Genomic DNA, 14,060 nt, shown 5'->3' with positions numbered 1-14,060 from the left:
GAAGTGTCCATAAAAAACACAGTTAAAGCGGTAGAAATTGCAGTGATTTTTTTATTAATTTTTGATTGAAGACTAATTAATTTTTGCATGTTTTACTCTTATTAAAATTGTAAGTTAAAATACTAAATAATTATTTTATATTAATAAACATATTGTGTTTTATGATTAATGCTACTATTACGCTGCTTTAAACAGCATTGTAACAAGCTGGGTCGCAGAACCTGCGATGACAACACCGACTGCCCAGCGCACGAAAGTATCCTTTCCGATGTAGCGTCCTGCATAACCAATTGCTAAGCACAACAGTATAATAGCAGCAGCGATAGGGATAATTATTTTAATATCTGCCTGTAAATTTGTTAGAGCTGTTTCTGCATGTTGTAAAGTTGTCGCGGCAGCATAGACAGAATTATCCATAAAGAATGCAGTCATAGCTGCAGAGATTGCGGTGATTTTGTTGTTACTTTTTAATTGAAGACTAATTAATTTTTGCATGTTTTACTCTTATTAATATTTTATCTTTATTATTTGTAATAAATAGCGTTATTAAGCTGTTTTATTTAAATAACATCGTAACAAGCTGGGTCGCAGAACCTGCTATGACAACACCGACTGCCCAGCGTACGAAAGTATCTTTTCCGATATAGCGCCCTGCATAACCAATTGCTAAGCACAACAGTATAATAGCAGCAGCAAGAGGGATAATTATTTTAATATCTGCCTGTAATTCTGTTAGAGCGGTTTGTGCATTTTTTAAAGTTACCGCTTGAGCTTGAGCATAAGCAGAACTATTCATAAAGAATACAGTTAAGGCTGCAGAAAATGCAGAAATTTTATTACGAGCTGTTGTGCGAAGAATATTGAATTGTTTCATGTTCTTTATCCTGATGAATATTAAAACTCCCACAAATGACCCCTCTTTCATGAAGAAACTTAAAGAGATATTTTGGATCAGCCCAAGTTCTTAGTTTTCCTCTTTGTGTAAGTAATGTATATTTATTAGGTTTTCCGGTGATTGGATCATCGGCAACAAACGTAAAATACCATTCTCTTTCTGAACGCATCACAACTGTAATTTCACGTGCTGCCTTCTGACGAAATGCTATGTCAACGCTGTTTTGTTCTATCATTTTCATTTTTTTTGCCCTCAATTAGAAGAGATTTTGTCCAATCTTACTAATTAGAGCTTTAACATTTTCTTATCTAGCTTTCATTATACCATCCTATCAAAATTCTAGTTTTCATTTATGAAAATACCAGCACTAATCGAGCTGCTTTGTCGACGAAGATGAATCTTCTGTGGCAAAAGCATCGCGGCTACTACTTTCTTTATGCGCAAACGCATCTTCTAATTCCTCTGAAGAAAGAGGAAGAGAATCTCCTTTAGTTGTCTGTTCGGACTCTTCTTTCTTTAACCTTACAGGCTCTTGCAAGTTTTTATCTTCTTGTACAACAGCTTTTACTCCAATATATGAAGTAACTGTTTGTGTATCGGCATTACGGTCTAAGTTTTCTGCGTTGTAAAAACTCAGCCTAGACTGCAATGCCGCTTTTTCAAAGATATATTTTGATTTTGTTTGTTCATAACAGTAAGTTAAAGCGCTTTGTACAGCTGTAAGATTCTTGCAAAAGTCAAATGCCCAAAAAAAAGAAAACCATTTCATACTTTGAACATCAATTTGCTCAAAGATTACGTCAAAATTATGTTTATTTTGTTTAAACTGCTCAGTTATTACGATTTCTTCTTTAAGTAGCGATAAGTGATTGAATGATTTATCACGATTAGCTGTTTTATAAACATTATCCCGTGCCCCCTGTTCAATGAGATTTAAAAATATTGGACGGGGAGTATTGGATATGTATGACTCAGTAAATATTGTGAAATCTGGTAAAATCATTAGCACTGCACCTTACTACGAAGAATTTTATTGATATAAATGCTAATTCTGTTTGATGCTTTTTGGCGCTGTCTCTTGATTTTATAAATTTGCTGAACAGGATTGTTTAGCTTAGAATATTCCTCGTGGTGATGACTTCTTTCTTTTCTGAGAAGATTTCTAACATATGTGAGTACGCAAGAAACAAGATCAATGTGTGGTATAAAACAGAGCAGATTACGCCAACTAATATTATTGCAATGACGAGAAAAAATAGGACTTTTAAGCGATAATGATCTTTGGGACTCTCTTGAAATTACTTGTTTTATGTAATTTTCTCGCTGCAAAAAAAAATTCAAATAACATTTATACGAAGTGAAAATTCGTTGTATTTGACGGTAGCTCGTATCGTTATAATGAACGACACCATCATTATAAGGAGAGGGCTTGTTCTTTGTTGCATATTGCCATAGTTTATAGAATGGTGATTTATATTTACTTTTGACGACTGATTCAGGAGAGTCAGGGAGGTGTGATAGCGTTTGCGCACGGCATTTTCTAATTTCAGCAATTGAAATGAAAAGGGATGCAGTGGTGGAAGCTGCGACACAAATAGATAGCTTTTTGCAGTACAAAACACATCTCCGTCAAAGTGATATATTTATCATAATTTTAATTTTGATAACAAATAGACAAAAATTGTCTATAATTGTGTTTAAAATATGTCAAAGGGCAATTCTTTTTTTGCAAGGGGAGTAATTAAGGTGAATGATCTCAAAAATATGAATTTTGATGAATTACAAGAGATGCGTACACAAATTGATGTGGAATTAAAAAAACGGCAAGCAAAGGAAAAGCAAAATGCGCGACGAAAAATTCTTGAAATTGCTAGTACCCATGGAATTGATATCGCTGATCTTGTGAGTAAAGAGCGCCATTATAGGAATCCTAATAACCAATGGGAATTATGGAATGGGCGTGGACGGAGACCTAAATGGATTAAAGAGTGGTTGGAGAATGGGTATACACTTGATGAGCTCGAAGTGACATAACACATGTTCGATATTTATAAAGAAAGGGAATATCAAGAGATATGAATGCAAATAGTAGCCTCTTTTTGCTTATTTGATTGTATAAAAATACTGAATGGATGTATTAACCTATCGAGGTTTCAGATAAAATGGTAAAAAGTATGGACAAATATATCTAAATGCAAAAGGTATTTTTGTCATGAGCTGGCATCATCATTATGCTGTCCAGCTTAAAATGTTATAATTACTTTTGGCATTTGAAGGCGGGGCGCGCTTTATCTCTTTTCGTTATAGTTTTACTGAATGTTGCTCTTTTTAGTCTAGGCAAATAAATGGTTTTATTGATTCTTTACAAAAAGGGTTAAAATCAGAAGAATTCATTGTGTCAGAAGTATGCCAATATTGTTGTTATATTTTCCAGCCGCAATGTTGTGACAGTTTTTAGTATAGCGAAGGGATAGGAGGGACTTTGATTCCTTTTTTTAATCATTTTTATCCATATGAAAATCTCATTTGTGTCGTGCAAAGGGTGGGTTAGATTGCTTCACAAGAGAGAGGTTGGAAATGAGGGTATTTTACGATTTTCAGCTCTCTCATTTAACATGAGAACAATGAAGTATTCATTCTAAATCAAAGTTTGTCTGATCAAGAAAGTCTTGTTTATTTTATTATGCCGTGAAAGAGTGTTATGGGGAGAGTGATAGATCACTTTCATGAGATGTTTTTTCAGTGTGTGGTGAATATTCTTAAAATATGGCTTGCTTGTTTTGCTCTATGGCTAAGCGAAATACGAGAAGGGACAATCAAGGAAGACTTGCGTGACAAGAATCTGGACTGTTTACAGACCGGATTGAATGGAAGTCTTTGCTTTTTGTGGGGGAGGAAAGAAGCCAAAGGTTGTAAAAAGCAAAAGGGAATGAATTTTTGCTTAAAGAGGGAAGCCGTTTAGAAGACGGGGTGCATTTGGGGTAAGGCCAGCAGCTTCTTGAATGAAATATTTTTTTATTTTGGGTGCTTGATTGATGATTCCAAGACCGGTATCGCGAAGCATCCGTAGGAGAAGGTTATCGTTTGAAAAGAGTTTATTGAGCCAATCATTGCTTAAAGCCATACGGACAATTTCAAAACGTCTCCAGCTTTGATAGCGCTCTAAAGCGGTGAGGGAGCCAATGTCAAGACCTAGTCGTGCTGTTTCAATAATCACTTCAGCAAGGGCAGCGCTATCGCGTAATCCCAAATTGAGTCCTTGTCCTGCAATGGGGTGGATGGTATGGGCAGCATCGCCAACGAGGGCAAAACGGGGCTTAATACATTGACGTGTTAAAGAAAGTTTTAGCGGAAAAGCTTGACGTTCGCCATTCCAAGAGAGTTTTCCTAATCGATGACCAATACGTCTTTCGAGCTCTGTTTCAAAAATAAGTGCGTCAGCTTTGAGGTAATATTGCGCAGTTTTATGATCTTCATTCCATACAATGGCGGATCGATTGCCTTTGAGTGGGAGAAGAGCGAAAGGGCCGGCGGGTAAAAAATGTTGAATCGCTTGACCGTTATGGGGTTTTTCATGTTCAACTGTGCAGATGATTGCTGTTTGTTTATAGGGGTGAGAAAAATTTTTAAGACCTGCTTTTTGGCGTAATGTCGAATGGGCACCATCGGCTGCAATAAGCAATTTTGTTTGCCAAACCTCTTCATTATCTAAAGTGACAGTTGTGTGTTGGTTGTCTTGATGAAAATCAATGACACGTGTGTTTGCGATAACAGGGATATTGAGATCTTTGACACGCTTTTTTAAAGTATTGATGAGTTCTCTATGTTCTACCATCGTTGCAAAGGGTTCACCGGGGGTAATGTCGCCTTCAAAGGTTAAAAGAGTGGGTTTAACAGGATCATTTGTGCCTGTATCTGTGATGATCATTGAGTGAATGGGTTGCGCATAGGGTTTGATAGAGTCCCAACATTGTAATTGTTTTAACATGCGAACAGAAGCAGCAGCAAGGGCAATGGTTCGTATATTAGAAGCAGGAATATCTTCTTGTGGAGCAGCATCAACGATTTTTATTTTCAGATTAGGGGCTGTTTGCTTGAGCGCTATTGCCAGTGTTGAACCGGCAACCGCCCCCCCTGCAATGAGAAGATCACATTGTTTGATTTTATGAGATTTTATTTTCTTATGGGGTTTTATATCGTTATGGTGATTAGAATACACAATGTTTCTTCCATTATTTACGAGGCTTCTTCCATTGTTTAAAGCTTGCTTGCTGTTAAAAAGAATATTGTTCTTTCAAATTATCTACACTATTTTAATTTTTACTTTTTTCCTTATTTTACAAAGAAGAGACTTCTCTTTGGACGAGATGTTTTTTTGGTGTCGCTTTGATGACAGATGAGTGTTTTAGAGCGCTTTTGTTTTACTTGTGTGAACTCACTTTACAGATTTATCGGATCAGCCTTTTTTGAATGTCCTCTTCAATTCTTTTTACACTTGGTTGATAGAAAAGAAAACTAAAATCAGACAAAAATGAGAATGTATTTTTAAATTTGTATGAATATCCTTTAAGAGGCGTGTTTTGAAAGGGTATATTGAGGATGATAGATAAGGAAAATAGTGTTCATTTTTGATGGTTAAAACGGTATTAATATTTTACTGTTATCATGGTGTAGCTTAACCTTCTGTTGAGGAGAGCGATAGGGCTTGTGGTAAACATTATAATCCATGTAAAATTTTACACATGAGGTGTTTTTTTGTTGTTCGTGTGATAATTTTTAGGGTAGGATTGTCTTCGTGCTTTATGTAAAGATTGGCCTTTCAGATGGTGGTCTATGAATGACATGAAGTGGGAAGAGGGCAGAATACACGAGATTAAGAAGTTAGATTATTGAGAGATGATTGTTTACGGATCGGCGCTGAGTGTAAGCTTCGTCTTTTTTTAAGAGAAGAGGGAAGTTATAACGCTTTAAATATGAAAGTTTTATATTTGGAATTGATGGATGCACCGAAGTTCTTCACCTTATGATTCATTAGAATCCCGAGATTCTCAAGGTTTTCGACTTGTTGAGATGTTTTTACGTCAGATTGGCGTATTTATTGGGCTTGGGCTTTTGGGCTTTATTATTTTTTGTGTATTTGCTTTGGCGACCTGGAATGTTGCTGATCCCTCTTTAACCCATGCAAGTACAAATGAGGTTACAAACCTTATGGGGTGGCTGGGGGCGATTTTTTCAGATTTTATTATGCAGTTTTTTGGCTTGGCAAGTCTTGCTGTTTTGTTACCACCATTATTTTGGTCTTTTCTCTTGTTGGCACAAAAGAATATCTACAATTTGACTTTGCGATTTTTTTTGTGGGTGGTATCAACGATTTGTTTTTTAATGGCTTTTGCTCTTATGACGCCTGTTGCTTCTTTTACCCATTGGCCATTGCCCATGGGATTGGGGGGGGTTTTAGGAGATAAAGTTTTAAGTGTTGCGTCTTCAATTTTTCCTCTTTTTCTTTCTCCTCTTTACAGGGGGCTCTTCAGTGTTGTTTTTATCCTTTTAGGTTTTTTCATTGCTGCTTTTGCTGGCAATGTGATATGGCGGCGTCGAACAAAGAAAAGAAAGGAAAAAAGCATTCCAAAAACCGAAATCGTTGATCCGGTTTTTGAGATGGAAGAAGATGTGGAATATGTCGTAGATAATGATCGTGAGAAACATGGTTTTTTTACCACAACTTTTGGCGGTCTTTTACATCTTTTTTATTTTTTACAAGCGCGGTTTTTTCGCCTTTTCTGTTTCAAAAGGTGTTCTCAGAGTAAGGGGCAAGGCAAGTCATTTGATCGGATTGAACCAACTTTTTTGGGTGAAAAAGAAAAGTGTGATGAAAATCAAAATAAAGCTCATGCTTCTTCTTCTGTGAAAAGTCGAAAGCTTTTAACAGCTACTTCAAAGGACGGTTTTGTTCTTCCACTTTTAGATTACCTATCGGTTCCACCACCTTCTGTCAGGGATGCAAAACTTTCTCCTGCTGCTTTAAGAGCAAATTCTCAAGAGCTTGAAGGGGTTTTGTTAGATTTTGGGGTCAAAGGAAAAATTATAGATGCTTGTCCTGGACCCGTGGTCACTTTATATGAATTTGAACCGGCTGCTGGCATTAAGTCTTCTCGTATCATTAGTTTAGCAGATGATATTGCGCGCTCGATGCGTGCGATTTCTGCCCGTGTCGCTGTGGTTCCAGGGCGCAATGTGATTGGAATAGAATTACCCAATGCAAAGCGGGAGATGGTTTATTTAAGGGAGATTGTGCAAGCCCAAGAATTTGTTGAAAGTAAAGCCAAATTAGGGCTTGCTTTGGGAAAGACTATCGGCGGGGAAGCTGTGATTGCGGATTTAGCAAAAATGCCGCATCTTTTGGTGGCTGGGACAACAGGATCGGGAAAGTCTGTTGCTATCAATACAATGATTTTATCATTGCTTTATCGTATGACGCCTGAACAATGTCGTCTCATTATGGTGGATCCCAAAATGCTTGAACTTTCGGTTTATGATGGCATTCCCCATTTGTTAACACCGGTGGTAACAGATCCTAAAAAAGCTGTGACTGCGCTTAAATGGGCTGTTCGTGAAATGGAAGAACGTTACAGTAAAATGTCAAAACTTGGCGTTCGCAATATCGATGGGTTTAATGCACGCCTCAAGGAGTCAGAAGGTCAAGGAGAGACAATGGTGCGTACCATTCAAGTGGGCTTTGATCATGAGACGGGTGAACCTCTTTATGAGACGGAAACACTTGATTTTAGTCCTATGCCCTATATTGTTGTCATTATCGATGAAATGGCCGATTTGATGATGGTCGCGGGGAAAGATATTGAAGGCGCGGTTCAACGTTTAGCACAAATGGCACGGGCTGCCGGTATCCATGTGATTATGGCGACACAGCGTCCTTCCGTCGATGTTATTACAGGGACGATCAAAGCTAATTTTCCTACACGCATTTCCTTTTCCGTGAGTTCAAAAATCGATAGCCGAACAATTCTAGGCGAACAGGGGGCTGAGCAATTATTGGGACAAGGAGATATGCTCTTTATGATGGGGGGAGGGCGTATTCAGCGTGTGCATGGACCTTTTGTTGCGGATGATGAAGTGGAGCAGGTTGTGGCGCATCTCAAAGCACAAGCACGACCTGATTATTTGGAAACAATTACCCAAGAAGTTGAAGAAGATAGTGCTGATGTTTCTGCGGCTTCTCCTTCAGCAGATGATCCCTATAGTCAAGCTGTTGCTATTGTTCTTCGTGATCGTAAGGCTTCAACCTCTTATATTCAACGCCGTTTAGGTATTGGCTATAATCGTGCTGCAACATTGATTGAGAGGATGGAAGAAGAAGGTATCATTAGTCCAGCAAATCATGCAGGAAAACGAGAAATTTTAGTTCCTGCCGAAGAAGAACGCTTTTGAAAAATCTTTATCATCATTTTTTTAATGTCTTATAAAAACAAATCGTTGCCTTATTGTACCGTAGAAAGCCTGCGTCATCATACACGAGCTCTCAATTTGCGATAGGCCTATAGCATTTGGGACTTTTCATAAGAGCTATCCCTTATTTTATATCATTTTGCTTGTACGCTAGCCTTTCTTGTAACGTGCAAGTAAATAATTTGAATTGATGCAATAGGAGAGGGGATGTATGAGAGGATCTTACTGTAGTTGGTGCTATGATTTCAGTTAAAAAATGATAATTTATCACTATAACAATATATTGATGTAAAGGAGGATCATGTGAGGTGTGGTGGTATAAAGGCATGAAAGGATTGATATTTAAGTATTTTTGCTGTTCTGGTCGTTCAATCTTATGGCAAAACCAGTTGCGCCACATGATTTGCCTGTCTGCTTTTAGAAAAGGGCTGGTCTGTTGAGCTTTTGTTTAAGTGAATTGTATAGGGGAGAGAAGCCAAGTGGAACTTTCTAAAATTCAAAAAGCAGGTTTCAACCTCGCAAAGCGTGCTTATAGGAAGGCTTTGAGCTTTTTGTGATCAAGCTCCAAATTGTTTACACAGCGGATTGGCTGAGAATTTTTATTCTTTTGGGTGCACGGTTAAGTCAAAAAACATTTTTGCCATTGAGTTATTGAAAGGAGTCTTCAAGTTCGCAAGCAATATGTTTAGGATTTAATTTGTTCGTGTCTTGATAATAATCCATACAGTTTCACTGATTAGGAGGAGGAGAAAATATATTATGCGTTTAGCCAATCAGCAGAAAAGTTAAGAAGTTGGGGTGATTTCGAAAAACTCAAGGGCAGACTGATTATGTGGATAATGCCTTGATTTATAATAATATTACATTACTCATTTTGAATAGGAGACTTCAATATTGTAAGATTCTTTCATTTCAAACCTGTTTTATTGAATCAACCAAAACTATTCGCTTGCACGTTACGAGCGGGATGCCCTGTGTGGATAAAAATAATTAAGAAAGAACTAAAAATGTTTGTTTTGAATCGTTTCAATGACTCAAGGGCTTGTCGCAACATTCTAGGGTTAGCAAAGTGGTGTGATGATTCTGGTTTGGAAACGATACCGCAAGAGATCGCAAGAAATAAAAAAGGATTTTTTGCTGACTTTTTCTTCAACGAATGATTTCTATCGTTGAGCTGTTACAGTTTTGCTGTGTGATGGTAAAGTTTCAACGTCTTATATTCAATGCCGTTTGGGTATTGGTTATAATTGAGTAGCGACATTGTTTGAAAAGATGAAAGAAGGAGGCATCGTTTGTTCAGAAAATCATAGGGTTAAGAAAAAGTTTTAGCGCTTGTCGAATAAGCATACTTTTAAAAATCTTTTGATAGTGTTTTCAAACAATATCTTTATCTTATAAAGCAGGGTATTTATTCATCATTGATGACTTAATTATAAATGATAATGATAAAGTCAATTCGATATTGTTTGGGAGCATTTTTTATGAAAACGTCTTTTTTACCGCAAAGAAGAGTCTTTGCTTTTGTGGGAATTCTTGTCTTTTGGTGTTTAACTTTTCCTGCTCTTTCGCAAGTATCTCAGAAGGTGGCAAAAGCGCAGAATATTGCCAACCACTTTGCGGCAATCAAAACAATGACGGGTGATTTTATTCAATTTAGTCCGAAGGGAAAAATGTCTCAAGGAACATTTTATCTTGAGCGTCCAGGGAAAATTCGCTTTATTTATAAGAAAATGCCTTTACAAATCATTGCAGATGGTCAATTTGTGGGCATTAATAATCGGGCTTTAAATACTTGGAACTTTTCGCAACTTTCACAAACGCCAATGAAGTTTTTGTTGGATGATAAAATTGACGTATCATCCGGGCGTTTGTTGGCATTTCGTGAAGATCCAGGAGCTGTGACGATTGTTCTGCGTGATAAAACGATTGGGGCTGGGCAAATAAGAATGGTGTTTGATTCCAAAAACTTTGCTTTGCGGCAGTGGACAATTGTTGACCAACAAAACTTGGAAACCACAGTGCAGATTATGAATGTGCGAACAGGCGTTCGTTTCGCTCAGGGAATGTTTACACTTCCCTCAAAAAAATGAAGCAATAGTATCACGTCATTGGGATTGAAGCAGATGCTCTTTCGTATTGCGACTTGGAATATTAACTCTATTCGTTTGCGCCTTGCACAGGTTTTTCAGTATTTGAAACTCTTTCCGGCCGATGTTTTGTGTCTACAGGAAACAAAATGTCCCGATGCTTTATTTCCAGTGGAGGCTTTTGAAGCAGCAGGATATAAGTATATCGCACTGAGTGGTCAAAAATCTTATAACGGGGTGGCGATTGTTTCTCGTTTGCCTTTTAAAAAGGTGAACAAGCGTTTCTTTTGTCAAAACCAAGATTGTCGCTATATTTCAGTGATTGTGGAAACCCATGGTAAATTGATACGGATTCATAATTTCTATGTTCCCGCTGGAGGCGATATCCCTGATGCTGAGGTGAATGAAAAATTTCGTCATAAGCTTGATTTTTTAGAAGAAATGTCTTCTATTCGTGCTGATCAAGAAGAAAATGTGTCTTCTCTTTTGTTGGGTGATTTGAATATTGCCCCTTTAGCAGAGGATGTTTGGTCTCATCAGAAATTGTTGAAGGTTGTAAGCCATACACCCATTGAAACCGAGCGTTTACAAAATTTGTGTTGTCAGGGCGGATGGGTTGATCTTATGCGGTTGCATATCCCTGTTCCTACAAAACTTTATACATGGTGGAGTTATCGTGCGCGCGATTGGGCATTGACCGATTATGGGCGCCGGCTTGATCATATTTGGTCGTCTCCAGATTTAGCACCTTTTGTGGCGGATCTTTCGACTTTTCGTGATGCGCGCGGATGGGACCATCCTTCCGATCATATTCCTGTGCAAACAGTATTTGATTTTTCACGCCAATTTTGAAATAACAAGGTAAATAAAGTATTAATATTAGATAATGATTCTGAAAGAATGCGGGAGAGTAGATGCATATCAAAAATCTCAAAAGGGGCGCTTCTCGTGGATTATTTTCTAGTATCTTGCTTTGTTTTCTTTTGTCTGGATGTATGGTTGGTCCGAATTATCATAAGACATTTTTTTCTGTTCCCTCCAAGTGGGGACAGCAGTCTGCGCAGATATCTCAGCGTTCAATTTCCCTTGCAGGGTGGTGGCGACAGTTAAATGATCCAGTTTTAAATGCGTTAATGGATGAGGCAATTTCTGGAAATAATGATGTTGCGGTTGCCAAAGCTCGGGTTCGTGAAGCACGTGCGAGCTTAGGGCAAGTGGTGGGATCTTTGTTGCCAAGTGCGTCCAATACGATTTCAGGAACGCGTAGCGGCTCTCAACAATCTGATACGTTGAACCAGTATCGTAGTGGATTTGATGCAAGTTGGGAGCTTGATTTTTTTGGAGGGCATAAGCGAGGCGTTGAAGCGGCACGTTATGGTCTTGAAGCTTCGGTAGAAGATATGCGTGCGACGATGGTCGTATTGTTAGGCGATGTAGCAACAAATTACGTTCAAATGCGTGGTTGGCAACAAAAATTATTGATTGTGCGGCAAATTGCTGCAACGCAGCGCAAAACATATGAATTGATGCAGGCAAAATTAACAGCGGGTGATATTTCTGAGCTCGACGTTTCAAATGCAAAAGCGCAAATGGCTAATACAGAAGCCGATATCGCTCAGATGGAAGCAAGTCTGGAAATGAGTATGCATCGCCTTTCCGTCTTAACCGGTCGTGTGCCTACGGCTTTGAAGGACCTTTTGCAAAAAAATGCCAAACACGTGAAAATTCCACAACCACAATGGCCCATACCAGCAGGAATTCCGGCAGATATTTTGTTGTCACGTCCCGATTTACGACGAGCGGAGCGCCAATATGCACAAGCAACAGCGCGCATTGGTCAACGTGAGGCAGAACGTTATCCCTCACTTACATTAACGGGGAATATTTCAACAGCAGCAACAGCCATAGATCAATTATGGAAAAGCTCAACGATTGGTTGGTCTTTTGGACCTGGTCTTCGTTTCCCCTTCTTTAATGGAGGACAGATTATTGCCTCTGTTGCGATGGCGCGGGCGCAGCGTGATCAGGCTTTTATTACTTATCGCTCTGCTGTATTGAGGGCTTTAGAAGATGTTGAAAATGCGCTTGTGAGATTAACAAAGGAACATCAGCGTTTACAAAAGCTTGTCGTTGCAAATAAAGCTTTTCTGCATTCTTTACACCTTTCACAAAGTCTTTTTGAAAATGGCAATACCAGTTTTCTTGAATTATTAAATGCTGATCGTTCCTATTATTCTGCGCAAATGGCACTTAAAGATAGCCGCATTGCTTTAGCTACCCAATATATTGCTCTGATGAAAGCATTGGGTGGTGGATGGGATGGTGTCGTTGATGTGTCACGTCCGGAAGTCGTTGATGGTGTTTCCCATTCACTTGCAAAGGTAGGGCAATGAAAAAAAGTTTCATCAAAAATTTCATTATAAAACGCAAAAAGCTTTCATTCTTGCTTATTTCTCTTTTCATTATTATCATTTTGTTGTGGTTACGTTCTGTTTTTTTTGGAACATCTACGCCAACCTATATGACAGCTGTGGTAAAGCGTGGTGATATTGAAGAAAGTGTTTTGGCTTCTGGGATTGTGCGCCCTTATCGATTGGTGGCAGTTGGAGCGCGTGCTACAGGGCGGGTGGTATCCATGCGCGTCTTTCCGGGAAGTACTGTGAAAGAGGGAGATCTCTTGGCAGAAATTGATCCTACAGACCAAGAAAATGATCTTAAAAGAAAAAAAGCAGCCTTAGCGCATTATCATGCAAATTTAATGGAACAAGAAGCTTATCTTTCCCTTGCGCAAAAAAATTTAGCACGGCAGAAAAAAATGATCGAAACGCGTGCAATTTCAAAAGCTAATTTTGATGATGCCGTGACGCAGGTGAAAATACGTGAAGCGCAAATTGCTCAACTACGTCAACAGATTGTACAAGCCCAAATTGATGTGGAGAGTGCAGAGGTTAATCTTAGTTATACGCGGATAACTGCTCCTTCAGCGGGAACTGTTTTGGCAACAGTCGTTGAAGAAGGTCAAAATGTTAATGCTGTTCAGTCGGCACCAACAATTGTTATTTTAGGTGATTTGTCAAAGATGACCGTTAAAGCACAAATTTCGGAAGCTGATATTCTTAAAGTTCGTGCCGGGCAACCTCTTTATTTTACGGTATTGGGTAATGCAGATCGTCGTTATGAGGGAACGTTAGAAAGAGTTGAACCAGCCCCTGAATCCATTCGTGCTGATGTGAGTATTAACCCTGGTTTAGGAAGTTCTAGCTCTCTCTCATCGGCGGCAATTTATTATAATGGGATCGTGCATATTGATAATAAAGATAACTTTTTGCGAACTTATATGACTGCTCAAGTGCATATTATTTTAGGACGTGCTCAGAATGTTTTGCTGGTTCCAAGTGATGCTTTGCGTGATGAAACAAAAGAAGGAAAAGCATGGGTTTCAGTGTTGGTCGGGGAAAATAAAGTAGTGGCAAAACAAGTGACTGTAGGGCTTAATAACAAAGTGATGGCAGAGATTGCTTCAGGACTTGATGAGGGGGATGTGGTTATTACTGGTTCGCGCGATGGTGTGATGCCAGAAATTCCTGATGAACACAGTGAAGATGAGAATTAAG

General features: G+C 38.6%; 11 protein-coding genes and 3 pseudogenes. 9 read left to right on the top strand and 5 right to left on the bottom strand.

Features of this window, described 5'->3' with window-relative positions:
• Window positions 1–177: 177 nt before the first annotated feature.
• The 4 genes from trwL (T429_RS0106495) to T429_RS0106480 all read right to left on the bottom strand — a co-directional run bounded on the left by trwL (T429_RS0106495) (window position 178) and on the right by T429_RS0106480 (window position 1,898).
• Window positions 178–495: a VirB2 family type IV secretion system major pilin TrwL gene (gene trwL, locus T429_RS0106495; protein ID WP_026500916.1), complete on the bottom strand. Its 318-nt coding sequence runs from the start codon at window positions 493–495 to the stop codon at window positions 178–180.
• Between the two features lie 61 nt (window positions 496–556).
• Window positions 557–874 carry a VirB2 family type IV secretion system major pilin TrwL gene (trwL, locus tag T429_RS0106490; RefSeq protein ID WP_005774941.1) on the bottom strand — a complete coding sequence of 106 codons (318 nt, stop codon included), beginning with the start codon at window positions 872–874 and terminating at the stop codon, window positions 557–559.
• On the bottom strand, window positions 837–1,136 hold the full coding sequence (gene korA, locus T429_RS0106485) for a KorA family transcriptional regulator (RefSeq protein WP_005774940.1): 300 nt from the start codon (window positions 1,134–1,136) through the stop codon (window positions 837–839). The genes trwL (T429_RS0106490) and korA overlap by 38 nt, the downstream gene beginning before the upstream one ends.
• A 126-nt stretch (window positions 1,137–1,262) precedes the next feature.
• Complete coding sequence (locus T429_RS0106480) at window positions 1,263–1,898, bottom strand: lysozyme family protein (RefSeq protein ID WP_005774939.1); 636 nt, start codon at window positions 1,896–1,898, stop codon at window positions 1,263–1,265.
• Between the two features lie 743 nt (window positions 1,899–2,641).
• On the opposite strand from T429_RS0106480, the gene T429_RS0106470 reads away from it, so the two are divergent.
• Window positions 2,642–2,929, top strand: coding sequence for an H-NS histone family protein (locus tag T429_RS0106470; protein WP_005774518.1), 288 nt, complete (start codon window positions 2,642–2,644; stop codon window positions 2,927–2,929).
• Window positions 2,930–3,836: 907 nt separating this feature from the next.
• Here the strand turns inward: T429_RS0106470 and T429_RS0106460 are convergent.
• Entirely contained in the window at window positions 3,837–5,114 is a 1,278-nt protein-coding gene (locus tag T429_RS0106460; RefSeq protein ID WP_005774519.1) for a ubiquinone biosynthesis hydroxylase, read from the bottom strand.
• Window positions 5,115–5,896: 782 nt separating this feature from the next.
• On the opposite strand from T429_RS0106460, the pseudogene T429_RS11290 reads away from it, so the two are divergent.
• From T429_RS11290 to T429_RS0106430, 8 genes and pseudogenes are all read left to right on the top strand, one after another.
• Window positions 5,897–6,412, top strand: a pseudogene (locus T429_RS11290) (DNA translocase FtsK 4TM domain-containing protein); the annotation flags it as partial.
• A 444-nt stretch (window positions 6,413–6,856) separates the two neighbouring features.
• A pseudogene (locus tag T429_RS11285) lies at window positions 6,857–8,341 on the top strand (DNA translocase FtsK); the annotation flags it as partial.
• Between the two features lie 1,025 nt (window positions 8,342–9,366).
• Entirely contained in the window at window positions 9,367–9,519 is a 153-nt protein-coding gene (locus tag T429_RS0106450) for a hypothetical protein (protein ID WP_154645778.1), read from the top strand.
• A 13-nt stretch (window positions 9,520–9,532) separates the two neighbouring features.
• Window positions 9,533–9,688, top strand: a pseudogene (locus tag T429_RS11280) (DNA translocase FtsK); the annotation flags it as partial.
• Between the two features lie 152 nt (window positions 9,689–9,840).
• The gene (locus tag T429_RS0106445; protein WP_005774521.1) at window positions 9,841–10,449 is read left to right on the top strand and encodes a LolA family protein; all 609 of its coding nucleotides are present in this window, start codon (window positions 9,841–9,843) and stop codon (window positions 10,447–10,449) included.
• A 33-nt stretch (window positions 10,450–10,482) separates the two neighbouring features.
• Window positions 10,483–11,298 carry an exodeoxyribonuclease III gene (locus tag T429_RS0106440; RefSeq protein ID WP_005774522.1) on the top strand — a complete coding sequence of 272 codons (816 nt, stop codon included), beginning with the start codon at window positions 10,483–10,485 and terminating at the stop codon, window positions 11,296–11,298.
• A 62-nt stretch (window positions 11,299–11,360) separates the two neighbouring features.
• Window positions 11,361–12,839 carry an efflux transporter outer membrane subunit gene (locus T429_RS0106435; protein WP_005774523.1) on the top strand — a complete coding sequence of 493 codons (1,479 nt, stop codon included), beginning with the start codon at window positions 11,361–11,363 and terminating at the stop codon, window positions 12,837–12,839.
• Window positions 12,836–14,059, top strand: a complete 1,224-nt coding sequence (locus T429_RS0106430; RefSeq protein ID WP_005774525.1) for an efflux RND transporter periplasmic adaptor subunit — start codon at window positions 12,836–12,838, stop codon at window positions 14,057–14,059. The genes T429_RS0106435 and T429_RS0106430 overlap by 4 nt, the downstream gene beginning before the upstream one ends.
• The last annotated feature ends 1 nt before the right edge of the window (window position 14,060 follow it).

The sequence above is a fragment of the Bartonella elizabethae F9251 = ATCC 49927 genome (assembly GCF_000518165.1).
Lineage (GTDB): Bacteria > Pseudomonadota > Alphaproteobacteria > Rhizobiales > Rhizobiaceae > Bartonella > Bartonella elizabethae.
Note: the sequence above shows the minus strand (reverse complement) of the source record. Positions and strands in the feature narration are given on the sequence as shown.